Annotated in this window: 15 protein-coding genes; 7 read left to right on the top strand and 8 right to left on the bottom strand. The window is 75.1% G+C overall.

Annotation, left to right across the window (positions count from 1 at the left end; genetic code table 11):
* Positions 1-105 precede the first annotated feature (105 nt).
* Positions 106-1,251: an aromatic acid exporter family protein gene (locus tag L6E17_RS15235; protein ID WP_236241301.1), complete on the bottom strand. Its 1,146-nt coding sequence runs from the start codon at positions 1,249-1,251 to the stop codon at positions 106-108.
* 163 nt (positions 1,252-1,414) lie between these two features.
* On the bottom strand, positions 1,415-1,582 hold the full coding sequence (locus L6E17_RS15230; protein WP_236241300.1) for a general stress protein: 168 nt from the start codon (positions 1,580-1,582) through the stop codon (positions 1,415-1,417).
* A 548-nt stretch (positions 1,583-2,130) separates the two neighbouring features.
* Between L6E17_RS15230 and L6E17_RS15225 the strand changes: the two genes are divergently transcribed.
* Together L6E17_RS15225 and L6E17_RS15220 are read left to right on the top strand one after the other, a co-directional pair.
* Positions 2,131-2,619 (top strand): hypothetical protein, encoded by a 489-nt coding sequence (locus L6E17_RS15225; protein WP_308315880.1) that lies wholly within the window; start codon positions 2,131-2,133, stop codon positions 2,617-2,619.
* Positions 2,620-3,058: 439 nt separating this feature from the next.
* A complete protein-coding gene (locus L6E17_RS15220; RefSeq protein WP_236241299.1) occupies positions 3,059-4,015 on the top strand; it encodes a Rieske 2Fe-2S domain-containing protein in 957 nt (318 codons plus the stop codon).
* 185 nt (positions 4,016-4,200) lie between these two features.
* On the opposite strand, the gene L6E17_RS30545 is transcribed toward L6E17_RS15220, so the two are convergent.
* Both L6E17_RS30545 and L6E17_RS15200 read right to left on the bottom strand, forming a co-directional pair.
* Complete coding sequence (locus L6E17_RS30545; RefSeq protein WP_308315879.1) at positions 4,201-6,756, bottom strand: PQQ-binding-like beta-propeller repeat protein; 2,556 nt, start codon at positions 6,754-6,756, stop codon at positions 4,201-4,203.
* 435 nt (positions 6,757-7,191) lie between these two features.
* A complete protein-coding gene (locus tag L6E17_RS15200; protein WP_236241298.1) occupies positions 7,192-7,539 on the bottom strand; it encodes a hypothetical protein in 348 nt (115 codons plus the stop codon).
* Positions 7,540-7,598: 59 nt separating this feature from the next.
* Between L6E17_RS15200 and L6E17_RS15195 the strand changes: the two genes are divergently transcribed.
* Positions 7,599-8,072 (top strand): SRPBCC family protein, encoded by a 474-nt coding sequence (locus L6E17_RS15195; RefSeq protein WP_236241297.1) that lies wholly within the window; start codon positions 7,599-7,601, stop codon positions 8,070-8,072.
* A 351-nt stretch (positions 8,073-8,423) separates the two neighbouring features.
* Positions 8,424-9,554, top strand: a complete 1,131-nt coding sequence (locus L6E17_RS15190; RefSeq protein WP_236241296.1) for a hypothetical protein — start codon at positions 8,424-8,426, stop codon at positions 9,552-9,554.
* A 73-nt stretch (positions 9,555-9,627) separates the two neighbouring features.
* Here L6E17_RS15190 and L6E17_RS15185 read toward each other — a convergent pair whose 3' ends face one another.
* On the bottom strand, positions 9,628-10,035 hold the full coding sequence (locus L6E17_RS15185; protein ID WP_236241295.1) for a RidA family protein: 408 nt from the start codon (positions 10,033-10,035) through the stop codon (positions 9,628-9,630).
* 144 nt (positions 10,036-10,179) lie between these two features.
* Here L6E17_RS15185 and L6E17_RS15180 point away from each other — a divergent pair, with 144 nt between their 5' ends.
* A complete protein-coding gene (locus L6E17_RS15180; protein ID WP_236241294.1) occupies positions 10,180-10,560 on the top strand; it encodes a helix-turn-helix domain-containing protein in 381 nt (126 codons plus the stop codon).
* A 320-nt stretch (positions 10,561-10,880) separates the two neighbouring features.
* On the opposite strand, the gene L6E17_RS15175 is transcribed toward L6E17_RS15180, so the two are convergent.
* The gene (locus L6E17_RS15175; RefSeq protein ID WP_236241293.1) at positions 10,881-11,291 is read right to left on the bottom strand and encodes a hypothetical protein; all 411 of its coding nucleotides are present in this window, start codon (positions 11,289-11,291) and stop codon (positions 10,881-10,883) included.
* Positions 11,292-11,656: 365 nt separating this feature from the next.
* On the opposite strand from L6E17_RS15175, the gene L6E17_RS15170 reads away from it, so the two are divergent.
* Entirely contained in the window at positions 11,657-12,445 is a 789-nt protein-coding gene (locus tag L6E17_RS15170) for a GNAT family N-acetyltransferase (RefSeq protein ID WP_236241292.1), read from the top strand.
* On the opposite strand, the gene sph is transcribed toward L6E17_RS15170, so the two are convergent.
* Positions 12,421-13,374 (bottom strand): sphingomyelin phosphodiesterase, encoded by a 954-nt coding sequence (gene sph, locus L6E17_RS15165; RefSeq protein ID WP_236241291.1) that lies wholly within the window; start codon positions 13,372-13,374, stop codon positions 12,421-12,423. The genes L6E17_RS15170 and sph overlap by 25 nt on opposite strands.
* A 414-nt stretch (positions 13,375-13,788) precedes the next feature.
* Here sph and L6E17_RS15160 point away from each other — a divergent pair, with 414 nt between their 5' ends.
* Entirely contained in the window at positions 13,789-14,664 is an 876-nt protein-coding gene (locus tag L6E17_RS15160; protein WP_236241290.1) for an oxygenase MpaB family protein, read from the top strand.
* Here L6E17_RS15160 and L6E17_RS15155 read toward each other — a convergent pair.
* Positions 14,636-16,009, bottom strand: a complete 1,374-nt coding sequence (locus L6E17_RS15155; RefSeq protein WP_236241289.1) for a GH1 family beta-glucosidase — start codon at positions 16,007-16,009, stop codon at positions 14,636-14,638. The two genes, L6E17_RS15160 and L6E17_RS15155, sit on opposite strands and share 29 nt — an antisense overlap.
* Positions 16,010-16,134 lie beyond the last annotated feature (125 nt).

Raw genomic sequence — 16,134 nt, 5'->3', positions numbered from 1 at the left:
GGCCCGGCCGTCAGAGGCGGCCGCACGGGCGCAGGGGCGCTCCCTGCGGGGCGAGAGGGATCCGGTGGCGGTGCGCGCGGGGTAATCCGGGCTGTCCACGAGGCCTCAGCTGCGCGTGAGGCGGTCGGTGAGCCGGTGGGCCTGGCTGAGGAGGGATCCGAAGGTGGCCAGTGCGTCGGGGTCGTACGGGGGCGCGCCCGCGAGTTGCTGCCGCAGTTCGCGCAGCCGGGCTGCGAGCTCCTGGGCTGCCGCGCCCCGTTCCCCGTCGGCTTCCCGGCCGGCGGCACCGGGGGTGAGACGGTCGCGGGCGTAGAGGCGGACGGCTCGGGCCGTGCTGTCGACGAAGCGCGCGTAAAGGGCGGCGGTGTCGGGGCTGAGCCACGTGGGCCTGCGTGCGCTGGTGGAGGCCTCCAGCATGGTGCGGGTGACGTCGGTGATGTGGAGCGCGATGTAGTCCAGGGCGGTGACGGCGTCGTCGTAGTCCTCGCCCGCCTGGGGGACCGCGCCGCCGCGGCGGCGCGGGTTGGCGGACAGGCTCTCCCGGTGCCAGTCGGCGGCGGAGCGGGCCTGGTCGACCAGCCGCTGGACGCGCAGAGCCGCGTCGTGCCAGTCGGCGGCGGTGTCGGCGTCCGGCTGCCCTTGGGGAAGCCGCCGGGCGATCTCACGGAGGAGTTCCTGCGCCCCCTGCGCGGCGTCCTGCAGGGCGGCCCGCGTGTCGCGCAGGTAGACCGGCGGCCGGATCAGCGCGTTGACCGCGATGCCGACCAGGGCACCGAAGCCCGCCTCGGCGAGTCGGGAAGCCGAAGCGGCGACGGTGACCGGCCCGGTCGTCAGGACGAACAGGGCGGCGGTGCCCGCGAAGATCCCCTGGCTGCCCAGCCGCTTCCACTGGCCGAGCAGCATGACGGCCGGCAGCACGAGGACCATCGCCGCCATCGAGGAGCCCAGCGCCATGCCGCAGCCGGTGGCCACCGCGGTGCCGACGGCGATGGCCGCCAGCTGCTGCAGACCGTGCCGGACGGACCGGTAGACCGTCGACTCCACCAGCACGATCGCCACCCACGGCGCCATGAACGCCATGGGGGCGTTGAGCCACCAGCCGGCCACCGCCCACGCCACGCAGGCGGCGAAGGCACCCTTCACCGCTTGTGCCAGCACGTCCCGTTCCCGTCCCGGCTCCCGTACGGCCCGCCGCACGCTCCGCCACGTCGCCGCGGCGGAACGCCCGGCAGCCGCTGCTATTCCCTGCATTCCTCGCATGACAGGTCAGGTCCCACCGTCGGTCCGTTGCATGCAGGCTCCGGGTGCCCGATACGGCCACATCGGCCGGCGACACACGAGGTGGGCCCGGCCCCTGGAGAAGGGAACCGGACCCACACCCGTACTGCTCACTCCGCTCGGAGCCCCGGCAGCGTCACCGGCTGCCGCCTCCGCTTTCGTGTCCGCCCTTGCGGCCTGCTTCGGAGGCGCGCTGGGGGTCGTTGGCGAAGTTGCCTCCGCTTTCGTGTCCGCCCTTGCGGCCTGCCTCCGAGGCGCGCTGCGGGTCGTCAGCGAAGTTGCCGGAGTTCCTGGACGCAGCCATGACTGCTCCTTTCGCTCGGTCGTGCACCTTGACGACGACGCGGGTGCCCGTCAGGTACGGCATTAATCACCCCCTTTGCTCCCGATTGCCGATGGTTCGTCAACTTCCCTGCTGCTCCAGCTCTGTCGGGCATGCGCGCTACTCCCTTGCGCCTGTGCCCTCTCCACGGCCGAGGGCGAGGGCCCCGGGGCGGTGACGCAGCGGCAGGCCGGCACGGGAGAGCCACCGCCGAGCCGCGCGAGCCGCGAGCCGCACCCTGCGAGCAGGGCGCCACCGGCGCACCCGGCAGCAGGCCGTCGGCTCGGGCCGGCAGGTGCGCTCCGGCGTCGGCGACACAGCCGGTCCCTGGCAGCGGTGCAGGAGGGCGGCCTGATGACCGGGGCCTGAGGCACCCGGCGGCCGGGCCGATCCGCTCTGGACGGGGATGGACCACCGCAGCCTGGGCACTCGGTGAGGCCGGCAGCTACGAGACCTCCAGGGGCATGATGAGCGGGACAGTGCAAGGCGCCGGCGGCAGGCGGACGCGGCAGAGCCGGCTGGACATCTACTTGAACGATCACCTGGCCGGCAGTACGGCCGGTGCGGGGCTCGTCCGGCGCATGGTGAGCGAGCACGGCGACTCGCCCTACGGCGACGAGCTGAAGGCGCTGGCGGCGGAGATCGCGCAGGACCGGCAGTCCCTGTTCCGGGTCGTGGCGGACCTCGGCATACCGGTCAAGCGGTACAAGCTCTACGGGGCGTGGCTGGGCGAGAAGATCGGGCGGGTGAAACCCAACGGCCGGCTGCTGCGCCGCTCGGGACTGTCCTTGCTGGTCGAGCTGGAAGCGCTGAGGATGGCAGCACAGGGGAAGGCGCTGCTGTGGCAGGCCCTGCTCGCCGCGGCACCGCAGGAAGCCCGCCTGGACGCGGAGCGGCTGGAGCAGCTGCTGCACCGGGCCCGGCAGCAGGGGAAGGCACTGGAAGCCCTGCATGAGCGGGCCGCGGCAGGGCTGCTGGCGCACCCCGCCTCATCGCGGCCGGCGACACGGCAGCAGTGACCGCCGGGGAGGAGACGCCGTCCTGACCTCCCGCGCCACGGCGAGGCGCCGGGCCGGGCGTGATGCGCTGAGCGGGACGGGCTTTGCCGCCGCGCGCCGGGCGGTCGCGGGACGGGCTGCGCCGCCGGGCACCGGGCGTCGGGCGCCGGAAAGCCCGCGCCGGGCGGCCGTGGCGGAGGCCGATCGCCACCGCGGCCCGGCCCGCCGCGGCACGCGCTCCCGGCATCGTCGGACCGGCGGGCCGTCGGCGCCAGGCACCGGCCGTGCGTCGCCCCTGCCGTCCGCCGGAGGCAGGGGCGGCGGGAGCGCTCCGCGCATCGGCGGGATGAGGGACGCTGCGCGGCGTTCCGGGACCGGAGGGAAGGGTTTCGGGGCGTGGGCTGACCGAGCCCCGACAAGTCCGGCCGTTTCGTTCGGGAGAGCCGGGTACCCGGCGCCTATGAATCGGTCCCACACACTCAGTGACACGGCGGCGACACGTCTGCTGCCTTCCAGGGAGGGCCCCGGCCGTGTGCTGCGCGGCGCGGACGGGCTGGAGCGGTGGTCCGGGGCGGACAGACTGATGGACGCCGTGCGCAAGGCGGTCAAGGCAGCCCCGTTGGGGCGGGGGCGCGACGCGCTGCACGGCCGCTGGCTGGGCCATCCCCTGCATCCGCTGATGGTGCAGGTACCCGTGGGCACATGGCTCTCCGCCGCCCTGCTGGACGCCCTGCCGGGCCACCGGCGGGCGGCGCGCACCCTCGTCGGCGTCGGCCTGGCGGCAGCGGGGCCCGCGGCGGTGGCCGGCTGGGTGGACTGGGCGGAGCTGCCGCGCGAACAGCAGCGCGTCGGATTCGTGCACGCGGCGGCCAACGTGACGGGCGTGGCTCTGTACGCGGCCTCGTACGTCGCTCGCCGGCGCAGGCAGACGGTACGCGGCAAGGCACTGGGGCTGGCCGGGCTGACCGCTGTCGCCGTGGGCGGCGCGCTCGGCGGCCACCTCGCCTACCGGCAGGCGTCCGGAGCCAACCACGCCGAGCAGGTGTCCCACCTCGTGGAGCAGGGCTGGCAGCCGGTCGGCGAGCTCGCGGACCTTCCCGTGGGCAGCGCCGTCCGGCGCCACATCGGGGACGTGGCGGTCATGGTGGTGCGGGAGCCCGACGACGAGGTCCGCGTCCTCGCGGAGCACTGCAGCCACATGGGAGGACCGCTGTCGGAAGGGGAACTGCGCGACGGCTGCGTGCGCTGCCCCTGGCACGGGAGCGTGTTCCGGCTGGAGGACGGGTGGAACGTGCGCGGACCCGCGACGGCTCCGCAGCCGGCGTTCGACACCCGGGTGCGCCACGGCCGTGTGGAGGCCCGGCTGCGGCATCCCGCCGACGCCGAGCACCGTACGGACCGCTGGGACGCGGCGTGACCGTACCGCCGCGGTCGGCGTAGACGAGCGCCCGCACCAGGGGCGCACCGGCCCGTCCGGTGCGCCCCTGGCCCACGCCCCTGGCGTGCCCCTTCACCTCGCGCCCGCCTGTGCCGTGCGCTGCCGCGGGCACGCAGCAAGGCGGCCGCTCGCCCGCACGACGCGGTGCGGCGACGGCCGGCCGCTCAGACGCTCACGGCGTACAACCGCCCCTGCCCCGGCTCCGAGCCCTTGACGCCGAAGTACACCGCGGCTCCGAAGACCCTCGGGGCCGTCACGATCTCCGCGTCGGCACGGACGCTCCAACGGGCCTTCCCCGACTTCGCGTCGAGCACATGCAGCGTGCCGTCCTTGGCGCCGACGTACACGGCGCCACGGTCCACCAGCGGGTCCGCCACGACCGCCGAGCCGAGCCGGTACGACCAGCGCGGTTCGCCGCTCGACGTGTCCAGCGCGTGCAGGGCGCCGCCGTAGTCGTGGACGTACACCGTGCTGCCGTCGACGACGGGAGCCCCCGGCTCCTCCTGTGTGGCGAAGGACCAGAGTTTCCGCCCCGTCGAGGGCTCCAGCGCGAGCACCTCCCGCCGCAGGCTGCCGACGCAGAGGACACCGCCGCCGAGCGCCGGGGTCGTCTGGACGGGGCGCCCCGTGTCGTACGTCCAGAGGGGCTCCCCGCTGTCGTCGAAGGTGTGGATGCGGCCGTCGGCGCCCCCGACGTGGACCTGCCTGAGGCTCGCCACCGGACGGACACGGGAGCGCCAGCGCTGCGCCGGGCACGGGGCCGTCCAGCGGAGTACGCCCGTGGCGGTGCTCACGGCGTGGAGCTTGCTGTCGCTGCCGGTGAGGTACAGCGTGCTGCGGTTGCGCTCCGGATCCGAGGGGACCACCGCCCGGGAGCCCCGGCCGCCCATGCGGTACGTCCAGTCGACCGTGCGGGCGGCGATGTCGAGGCCGTGGACCGTGCCGTCGCCGCCGGCGAAGTACGCGGTGCCGCCGGCGGCGTCGAGCACCGGCGCCGTGGGACGGGCGGCGTCGGTGGTGAAGGTCCAGAGGTCGTCGCCGGTGAGCGGGTCGACGGCGTGGACGCCGGCGGCACCGCCGATGAGGAGCGCCTTCGCGGGGCTGGAGTAGGAGGCGGCGGTCATGGCGGGGAAGTCGGTGCGTACCCACAGCTCCGTGCCGGGGGCCGGTCGGCCGTTCTCGCGGGCGCCCGTGCCCGCACCGTTCGCCGACGGGGCTTGCGGGCTCCGGTCGGCCGCGTCGCTCATCCTGTACGCCGTGAAGGCGGCGCCCGCCACGGCCAGCCCGGCGAGGGCGGTGAGAGCCCGGCGGCGGGTGGGAGCGGAGGAAGGCGGAGGGGGTGTCGGGGCAGTGGTGAGGGCGCCGATGTCCCGGTCGTGCACGATGTGCGGCCGCGGGGTCGGCGTACGGGCGCCGGGGCGCCGCGCCGACTCCTGGGTGCCGGGGCGGGCGACGGCCTGGTCGCCCGAGGCGGTCGGGACGCCTGGGGACGCGGCCTGCCGCGCGGCGGCGTCGCCCGGATCTTCGGCAGCGTCCGCCCCGGCGCCGGCGCGCCGGCGCCGGCGCGGCGTCGCCCGGGCGTCCGGGGGCGTCGGGGCCACCCTCCCCGACGCTGTCGGCTGGGGCAGGAGCCGCCGCCGGGGAGGCGGCCGTGCGGGCGATCCGGCGGCGGGGGTCGTCGGCGGCGCGTCCCCGCGGATTGCGGGGCCCTCGCTGTCCGGGCCGGGACCCCGCATGGGGGCTGCCGGCTGCGGTGCGGCGGCCGCGGACGCGTCCCCGCCGGGGCCTATCGCGGGCGCGGGCGCCGAGGCCCCCGTACCACTCCGTGACCGCAGTGCCTCCAGCACCGGGGCCGGCAGCCATCCGTTGTCGTCGCCGGGGGCATGGGCGAGCTCCGTCATGAGCGCCGTCACCGTCGGCCGCCGCCCCGGTTCCTTCGCCAGGCACCGCGCGACCACGTCCCGGACCTCCGGGGGCAGGCCCCGGAGGTCGGGCTGCTCGTGCACGACGCGGTAGTTCAGCGCGTGCGCGGCGCCACCGCCGAACGGTCCGGTGCCGACAGCCGCGTACGCCAGGACCGCGCCGAACGCGAACACGTCGCTTGCCGGCCCCACCTGACCGCTGCCCACCAGCTGCTCCGGCGACATGAATCCGGGCGTGCCGATCACCATGCCGGTCTGCGTGAGCACACTGCCCTCGGCTGCGACGGAGATCCCGAAGTCGATGACGCGCGGCCCGTCCGGCGCGAGGAGGACGTTCGACGGCTTCAGGTCGCGGTGCACCACCCCGGCGGCGTGGATCGCCTCCAGTGCCTCCGCGAGCCCCGCCCCCAGCGCGAGCACGCTCCGCCCCGGCCACGGGCCGTGGGCTTCGACGGCCTCGCCGAGCGCCATGCCGGGGACGTACTCGGTCGCCAGCCACGCGGGGGAGCCGTCGGGGTCCGCGTCCACCACGCCCGCGGTGAAGAAGCCCGTGACCCGACGGGCGGTCGCCACCTCGCGGGCGAACCGCTTCCGGAACCCGGCGTCCTGGGCCAACTCCGCCCGGACGACCTTCACGGCCACACTCCGCCCACCGGGGGAGCGCCCGAGGAACACCTGCCCCATCCCGCCGGCGCCGAGCCGCGCCACGATCCGGTACCGGCCCACCTGGCGCGGGTCTCCCGCCTCCAGTGCTGCGAACACCGACAGCCGCCCCCGTTCGACTCTCCTCACCGCCACGACCCGACGCACCCTATCCGCCGCCGGTGACGCCGACCGCGTGCACGTGGTGCCGAGCGGTATGTGACGCCGGTTCGACCGGGCCCGGTCTCGGTCGGACCACCCGGCCCGCGCGATACGGGCCACCCGGTCCGCGCGACACGGGCTACCCGGTCCGCGCGACACGGGCGACGGCCCGCGGCAGGGCCGCCGCGCAGCCGGGCGGGCTGCACGGGAGCGCGCTCACCCGGCCCGGAAACGGGCCGGTTCCGGGCGCCCTCGGCCCGTCGGCCGGCCGGTCTGGTTCTTTCCATCCGGCCAGAGGGCGGCGCCGGTTCGGGCAGGCCGGTGGTCGGGGGAGGAGACCCCGGTCGTCCCTCCTGTGCGGTGCCTCGACGCCCGTGGCCCGTCGTGGCGGCCGCACGCCGGCGTGCACCTGCCGCCGGCGGCATCAGCTCAGCGCCACTCGGGCGGGTCGGGCCGGCGGCAGGGGGTGCCGGTGCCGCAGGCCAGGCAGACGTCCCACCACTCCCAGCGGCCGTCTCGCTCCCGCGGCCTGCTGATCACGCTTTCGTCCTCCTCACCGCAGTAGGGACACAGACCGCCGGGCCCCGTCAGACGGCTCATGGGGACGAGCGGGCCGTCGTCGGAGCGCCGGTAGGCGACGCGGCCGCAGCCGTCACCGCACGCGAACCACTGCTCGGGGCGGGCCGGGGACGGCCGGCCGGGACGGTTGTTGCGCAGGTGGTGTACGGGCAGGGGGCTCATCGTGTGCCCGCAGTCGGGGCATGCCGGGGCCGTCATGGCAGGGGAGACGCGGGCGAGCGCGCGCGGGTTGCGGGGCGTGGTGCTTCCATGGAGGCATGGCCGCCTCCGCCGAGCAGACCGTCGTCGTCGAGCGCCGGATCGCCGCGTCGCAGGACCGTGTCTGGGAAGCCGTGACGGACCTGCCGGACATGCCGCGCCTCCTCACCGGAGTGGTCGGCGTCGAGGTCCTCACCGAAGGCCCCTTCGGGGTGGGCACCCGCTGGCGTGAGACCCGCCGGATGCTCGGCAAGAAGGCGACCGAGGAGATCACCGTGACCGAAAGCGAGCCGCCCGAGCGGTATGTGACGGTCGCTGCGTCGCACGGCATGCACTACACCTCCGAGATCCGCCTGTCTCCCGCCGGCCCGCGGAGCACCACCCTGCGGATGGCCTTCTCCGCCCGCGCCGCCTCCGGCCGCCCGCTCGGGCTCCTCGGCAGGCTCGCCGCCCCTCTCGGCTCGAAAGCCGTCGCACGCGCGCTGGCCAAGGACCTCGCCGACATCGCCCGGGCGGTCGAGAGCCCCGGCTGACCCGTGCGGCTCGCCGAGCAGCGCCGCGACCGGCCGGTCCGCGTGGCTGCCCCGGAGCGGACACCCGACCGGTCGGGACCCGCCGGGCGCGGTCCCGGCCTCACCGCGGCCGTCAAGCCCCTGGCCGCCGTCGCGTCCGCAGCCCTGCGCGGCACGGCGTCACGGGCAGGTGCTTCGGAGGCGGCCGCGCGTCACGCGAACTGAGGGGAACGGTGCGGCACACGCGGCGAGGCACGTGCTCCTCGTGGCTGCGGTGCGGGGCCGGGGAGCCGATCGGGCCGGGAGCCGATCGGGGCGGGTGTCTGGGGGCGTGGCTACGATCGGCGCGTCGAACGGCCAGGAGGACCCCCTATGACCCGTACCACGCCCCCGCGCCCCCTCGATGTCGAGGAGGTCTTTCCCGCACTCGCCGCGCACCGCCGGACGGCGACGCGGCTGCATCCGCGCCGCGGTGTGCCGGAGGTGGAGGACAGTTCGGTGGCCGGGCCCCTGCTGTGGCCGGTCGGAGAGCCGTGGCCCGTCTGCACCGCCGTGCATCCGAAGGGCACCGGTCACCGCCTCTCCGACATACGCCTGCGACGCCGCATCCAGGAGGCGGCGCGCGGGCGCGAGTTGACCGGGGAGGAGCGGCGCCTCCTCGACGGGATGACTGCCGGTGCCCACGCCCCTGAGCTGAGGGACGAGGACCCGCTTCCCCTGCTGGCCGTCGCCCAGCTCCACGCGCGCGACGTCCCGGATCTCGTCGGGCCCGAAGGGTGCGACCTGCTGCAGGTGTTCTGGTGTCCCTTCGAGGTGCACGGGCCTGACCGCACGATCGACGTGGTCCTGAAGTGGCGCCGGGCGGCGGATGTCCGCGCCGTACTCGCACCGCAGCCCGAGCCGCCGGTCGCGGGCCGCGAGGAGTGCGTGCCCACTCCGTGCGTCGTGCACCCGGAGCAGGTCGTGGAGTACGAATACCTCGGTCTGCTGAGCGAGGAGCTCCAGGAGGAGATCGCCGAGTGGGAGGAGGCTCTTCTCGACGAGGACGACGAGGACGACGAGGACGACGAGGACGGCGAGGACGGCGAGGACGGCGGGGGCGACGAGGGGCGGAGTTACGGGTCCTACGAGGAGTACGAGGCGGCCATGGCCACCGCCGCCCGCACGGAACGGCGGGACGAGGTCGACTACATGAGCGATCTGTCCATCGCGCCAGGCTGGAAGGTCGGTGGCTTCGCCACCTGGCACGTGACCGACCCGGCCCCCGTGGACTGCGGTGTGTGCGGGACGCCGATGCCTCCCCTGCTCACCGTCGCCACGTGGGAGTGCGACGGTGCCTCGCGCAGCTGGCTGCCGGTCGAGGACCGCCCCACGGCCGGCGCCCCGGGCGCCGTGGACCCCGGTGTCGTGGACCCGGTCGGCGTGTACCTCGGCCGGGGCCATATGCGGATCCACACCTGCCCCGCAGTCCCGGCGCACCCGCACCGGCTCAGCTTCCAGTAGCGCCGCACCGCCAAGTCCCCGCCCCACGCCACTCGCAACCCGCGTCCTGCCCGCCTCCGTGCATCGTGAGGGTTCAGTCGAGGACCGCGGTCGCCTCGATCTCCACCAAGTGCTGGGGTACGGACAGGGCCGCGACGCCCAGCAGCGTGGCCGGTGGCGTCGAGGTGACGCCCAGCCTGGTGGAGGCGCGCCGGATGCCCTCCAGCAGCGGGGGCATCTTGTCGGGGGTCCAGTCGACGACGTGGACGGTCAGTTTGGCGATGTCGTCGAAGGAGGCGCCGACTCCGGCGAGCGCGGTGGCGATGTTGACGTAGCACTGCTCGACCTGGCCGGTGAGGTCGCCCTCGGCGACCGTGTTGCCGTCGGCGTCCCAGGACACCTGCCCGGCGACGAAGACGAGTCGCGTCCCGGTGGCGACCGACACCTGCCGGTAGACGTCGACCTCGGGCAGTCCGCTGGGGTTCACCAGTGCGACGGCCATGCTGTCAGCCTCCTCGTTCCTGTGAGCACAAGGGCTTCACTGCCACCGACCGTACGGCCGTGTGGTTTCTTGCGGTTACTCAGGAACCGTAGGAGAGTGTGCGCTGACGTGGAAGAACGTACTTATGAGTGACTGGGGAACCTCATGGTGACCAAGCAGTTCACGGGCTCGCCCGACGAGGTGGACCTGCGGCGCGCGGACTCTCTGGCGCGGGAGATCTTCACGGACCTGGCGAACAAGTGGGCGCTGCTGATCGTCGAGGCGCTGGGGGAGCGGACCCTGCGGTTCAACCAACTGCGGGACGAGATCGAGGGCATCAGCCACAAGATGCTCACCCAGAACCTGCGGATGCTGGAGCGCAACGGACTGGTCGAGCGGACGGTGCACCCCGTCGTGCCGCCGCGCGTCGAGTACGCCCTCACGGAGCCGGGCCGTGCCCTGCGGGTGACGATCGGCGGGATGTGCGACTGGACGCACCGCTACCTCGGCGACATCGACGCGGCCCGCCGGAGCTTCGACGGCTGAACGGCGCTGCGTTGGGCGCCCTCCGACTGGTCCGGGGTGCAACCTGACCTGCGGGTGGCGAACATGGTGGGTCAGCACGGTGTGCGGGTCCGCGGCCGGGGCGCCGCCCCGTCCGCTGCGAGGCCGTCCACGCGGCACGGGGCGCGCCCGCCGACCGGGCCGTCGGGCAGGGCGCCTCGGTGCACCTGCCGCGCAGCGGCTGCGGCCCGGCGGGCGGCACGTGGGAGGGTGTCCGGCCGCTGGTGCGCAAGTGCCTCGCGTCCCGCGGCATACCGGTGGCGGTGTACGGCCTGCCGGGCTGAGGCGGCGGCCGGGCCCTGCTACGCGGGGAGCAGGTGCCAGGCCGCGGCCAGGGTCAGGCCCGCCGCCAGCAGCACAGCGCCGGCGGCCGCGGCCGTGCCCGCGGTGGTGCGCCGCTCGGGGTGGGCGGCCGGGGCCAGGAGCAGCAGCACGGCGGACGGTGCGAAGAGGAACACCCCGAGGACCGCGAGGGGCAGGGCGAGGACGAGCAGAGTGGTGCCGGTGATGAGGCAGGCCGCCCGGAAGGCGGCCGGGCGGCGGCTCAGGAAGAGCGGCGCTGCCACCCCCGCCGCGCAGGGCAGGAGGATCTGCAGGATGTCCGAGCCCGCCGCCCAGCCGAGGACCGGCGCGGTGGCCAGGGCGGCCACCGCGACCGCCGCCTGCTGCTGCCGGTGGATCCGCGGCTCCCTGCCGTCCGTCGTGATGCTCACGGCTGCCCCCTGGTCCGTCGTCCGCTTGAACTCGTTCAGTTGAACGCGTTCAAGAGTAGCGGGCCGGTCGGCACCCGCCTCTCCAGGGGCGCGGGGGAGCGGTCCGGTGCGGGTGCAGGCGGTGGCCGGTGGGTCGGTGCGGGCCGATGGTCGGGGAGCGCAGGCGGGCCGGTGGTCGGGGGGTGTGCGCGGGCTGGCCGGTGGCCTGGGGTGGGGTGTTGTGGTCTGGGGAGGTGCGCGGGCCGGTGGTCGGGGGCGCGGCCCGTGGCGGGGCGCAGGCGGGCCCGTGGTCGGGAGTGCAGGCCGGTCCGCTCGTCGGCAAAACGCGTTGCGTCGCCCGCCGGTGCGCTGGTGGAGTGGCCCGCATGGATCACGCGACCGTCCTCGCCCTCTACGACCGCACGATGCGCAGGGGCGCGGTCCCCGACGGGCCCGGTGCCCGGGTGGAGCGCGACGGGGACGTCGTCCGGCAGACCGGGCCGGCGCACGCGTGGAACGGCGTGCTGTGGTCCGGCCTGACGGCCGCCACCGCGGATGGCGCGATCGCCGCGCAGATCCGCCACTACACGGACCTCGGGCTGGCCTTCGAGTGGAAGCTCCACGACCACGACGCTCCGCACGACCTCGCTGAGCGGCTCCGGGCGGCCGGGTTTCGGCCCGAGCCGGAGGAGGCGCTCATGGTCGCCGAGAGCGCCGCCCTCGCCACCCCGCCCGTGCTTCCCGACGGGATCACGCTCCTCGCCGTGACCCGTCCCGCGCAGGTGCGGCTCGTGACCGAGGTCCACGAGGAGGCGTTCGGTACGGACGCGGAGCGGCTGCGCGTCCGGCTCATGGAGCAGCTCGACGCCCGGCCCGACGCCGTCGCCGCGGTCGTCGCCCTCGACGGCGGGCGCCCGGTGAGCTCCGCCCGCCTGGAACTCACGCCCGGCGGGGACTTCGCGGGGCTGTGGGGCGGCGGCACCGTGCCCGAGTGGCGGGGGCGCGGCCTGTACCGCGCCCTGGTCGCCCACCGGGCGCGGATCGCCGCGGAGCGCGGCTACCGCCACCTCCTGGTCGACGCCTCGGACATGAGCCGGCCGATCCTGCGGCGCCTCGGCTTCGCCCGGCTCGGCACCACCACCCCGTACGTCTATGAGCCCGCGATCACCGGGTAGTGGTCCGAGAGGTTCGTGTACGTGTAGCTCCTGCCCCAACTCGTCACCGTCCAGGGCGCGCTCTGCTCCTTCACCACGTCGTTCGTCCAGCCCGCGGGCCGGGCGTGCCCGGCGCGGTGCAGGACGTGGTCGAGGTCCTCGCGGGGGTCGTCGGGGTAGCGCTCCGCCGCGATCGAGTTGTCCCGGGTGTCGAAGGAGTACGGGTGGCCCGTACGGGCGTCCGCGTCCACCAGGCCCGCGTCGGACAGCATCGTCCCGTACTCGGGTGTGCGCAGGTCCACGTTGAAGTCGCCCGCCACGACGACCTGTTCCGACGCGGGGATGCCCTTGCGGTCGAGGAAGGCGTCCAGCTCCTTGAACTGCCGGCTGCGGACCTGCGCCGCCTCACCGGCCGCGCAGCCCGGGTCCGTCGACTGCGCGTGCGTGCCCACCACGTGGACCCGGGTGCCGGCGACGTCCAGGACCGTGTACACGAAGCCCTTGTTCGAGTACCAGTCCGCGCCGCAGGCGTCCTTGTAGACGTACTGCTCCTTGCGGACGATCGGCCACTTGCTCAGCACGGTCACCCCGCCGTCCTCCGGTGTGAGCGAGGAGTACGCCCCTCCGGTGGCGTCCCAGCCGGCCTTGCCGCGCCCCATCACGGGCGTCTGGTGCGGGTACGCGGCGGCGGCGTTCCCCAGGAGCGCGTCCGAGGAGGAGTTGTCGAACGCCTCCTGCAGCACCACCACGTCGTGGCCCCGGAAGAACGGCGCGGCGGGGATCTGCTGCGCCCGGTGGTCCTGGCCCCAGTTCGGGTACAGGTTCTTGCTGAACAGGAACACGTTGTACGTCAGGACGCGCAGTTCGGGCGTCGAGCCGGCGGCGGCCGCCGGCGGTGCCGCGGCGGTCAGGGACGCGGCGGCGAGCACGGCAGCGGACGTTGCGGACATGACAAACGCCAGGGGTCGTGGCACGGGAAACTCCCTACGGAGGCGGGGGGTTGGACTCGGCGACGCACATGAAATCAGCCGCAGTTACTCTCTGGTAGACCCCGGATGGAGAAAATCTTGCGCCCGCAGGGCGCGTGCACGAAGAAGTCACCGGCCGGACGTGCGGGCCCCTCCTGCTGCCGCCGGCTCCCGCCCGCCCCTGCCAGCCGCCGGCCGTCCGGGCCACCCGCCGCCACACCCCGGCCACGCCCGCCCCGCCGCATCCGGCCGCGCCCGCCCCGCCGCATCCGGCCACGCCCGCCCCGCCGCATCCGGCCGCGCCCGCCCCGCCGCATCCGGACCCGCCCCACCACCCGTACCGCCCGTGATCGCATACTGGAACCGACAGCGAGCAGCGAGCGCCCCGGAGCACCGATGAGCAAGGCAGCCGCCGACCCCGCACCCCCGCCTCCCGGCGGCGTGCTGTGGACCCTCTCGGGCGACCTCCGCACGCTGCTCATGCTGCCCGCGGCCCTCGCCCTCCAGGTCGCCCACCCCGCCGTCGGCGCCGGAGTCGACGAGCACTCCGTCTTCCGCACCGACCCCTGGGGCCGGGCCGAACGCTCCCTGAGCTCCCTCCAGCTCTGGGTGTACGGCGGCGAGCGGGCCGCCGAAGAGGGCCGCAGGCTCCGCCGCCTGCACCGCACCATCCGCGGCACCGACACCCGGGGCCGCGCCTACCACGCCCTCACCCCCGCCCACTACGCCTGGGTGCACGCCACCGGCTTCCCCGTCCAGCGCCACGCCGCCCGCTACCTCATGCGCCCCATGACCGAGGCACAGGAGCGGCAGCTGTACGCAGAGTGGCTCCAGGTCGGCCGGATCCTCGGCATCCGCGACCGGGACATGCCCCGGACCATCGAGGACTTCTGGCCGTACTACCGCACGGTCCTCGCCGAGGAGATCGAGCTGACGCCCGTCGTCCGGGAGCTGGTGGCGACCGACATCCCGCTCCCGCCGCCCGACCGCGGGCCCCTGCTCCCGCGGCTCGCGCTGCGAGCCTGCTGGCCCCTGCTCTGGCCCCGCGTCGCCCGCCTCCGCTCCTTCCTCACCGTCGGCTTCCTGCCGCCCGAGGCCCGCGACGCGATCGGCCTGGAGTGGACCGACGCCCAGGAGCGGAAGCTGCGGCGCTTCGCCCGGGTCGTGCGCCTGGTGGTGCCCGCACTCCCCGAGCGGCTGCGCTACCTCCCGTACGCGCGTGAGGCCCGCAGGCGGGACCGGCTCAGTCGGCGAGCCCGTTCCGCGCGATGACGCCGGCGTACCACCGGGCGCTGTCCTTCGGGGTGCGGCGCTGCGACGCGAAGTCGACGTGCACGATGCCGAACCGCTTGCCGTAGCCGTACGCCCACTCGAAGTTGTCCAGCAGCGACCACAGGAAGTAGCCCCGCACGTCCGCGCCCTCCGTGACGGCCCGGTGCACCGCGGTCAGGTGCTGCCGCAGGTACGCGACCCGCTCCGGGTCGTGGACGTCGCCCTCCGGGTCGGCGTAGTCGTCGTACGCCGCGCCGTTCTCGGTGATCACCAGCGGCACGTCCGGCAGCTCGTCCCGCAGCCGGGTCAGCAGCTCGTGCAGCCCGTCCGCGTCCACCGGCCAGTCCATCGCCGTGCGCGGACCGGGTGCGGGCTCGAACCGCACGTGCGGCTCGGCCCCCGGCCACGGCGAGGGCCCCTCGTGCCGGCCGGCGGCGACGACGGTCGGGGTGTAGTAGTTGATGCCCAGCGAGTCGACGGCCCGGGACGTGACCGCCAGGTCGCCGTCGCGGACGAACGACCAGTCCGTCAGCGCGGCCGTGTCCGCCACGAGGTCCTCGGCGAGCCGCCCGCGGAACACCGGGTCCAGGAAGATCCGGTTGCCGAGCGCGTCGACGCGCCGCGCCGCGTCCCGGTCCTCCGCGGACTCCGTCAGGGCCCGCACCGCGTGCAGGTTGAGCGTGAGGGACACCTCGCCGCCCCGGGGCAGCGCCGCCCGCAGCGCGTCCACCGCCAGGCCGTGCGCCAGGTTCAGGTGGTGCGCGGCGCGCAGCGCGGCGGCCGGCTCGGTGCGGCCCGGGGCGTGCACCCCCGAGGCGTACCCGAGGAAGGCCGTGCACCACGGTTCGTTGAGGGTGGTCCAGGTGGCGACGCGGTCGCCCAGCCCCTCCGCGACGAGACCGGCGTACTGCGCGAACCGCTCGGCGGTCTCCCGCCGCGGCCAGCCGCCCTGGTCCTCCAGCTCCTGCGGCAGGTCCCAGTGGTACAGCGTGGCCACGGGGCGGATGCCGGCGTTCCGCAGTCCGTCGGCCAGCCGCCGGTAGAAGTCGAGGCCCTTCTGCAGTGCGGGTCCCCGGCCGGTGGGCTGCACCCGCGGCCACGCCACGGAGAACCGGTAGTCCGTCACGCCCAGGTCCTTCATGAGGGCGATGTCCTCGGACATCCGGTGGTAGTGGTCGGCGGCGATGTCACCGGTGTCGCCGTTGCGCACCTTGCCGGGGACGCGGCTGAAGGTGTCCCAGATGGACGGCGTCCTGCCGTCCTCGGCGGCGGCCCCCTCGATCTGGTAGGCGGCGGTGGCGGTGCCCCAGCGGAACCCGTCGGGAAAGCGCAGCGCGGTGGTCATGGACGGACACTCCTTCGAAGGCGGGGACGGGAGAGACGAAGCAGACGGAACGGGCGAGCGGCGGGGGCGGCAGGGCGGCCCGCCGGCTCGGAGGGAGGGCGGTTGCCGGTCGCGGCGCGCGGCGC

Source organism: Streptomyces sp. CC228A, assembly GCF_021390935.1.
GTDB lineage: Bacteria > Actinomycetota > Actinomycetes > Streptomycetales > Streptomycetaceae > Streptomyces.
This window is presented reverse-complemented; position numbering and strand designations above follow the sequence as displayed.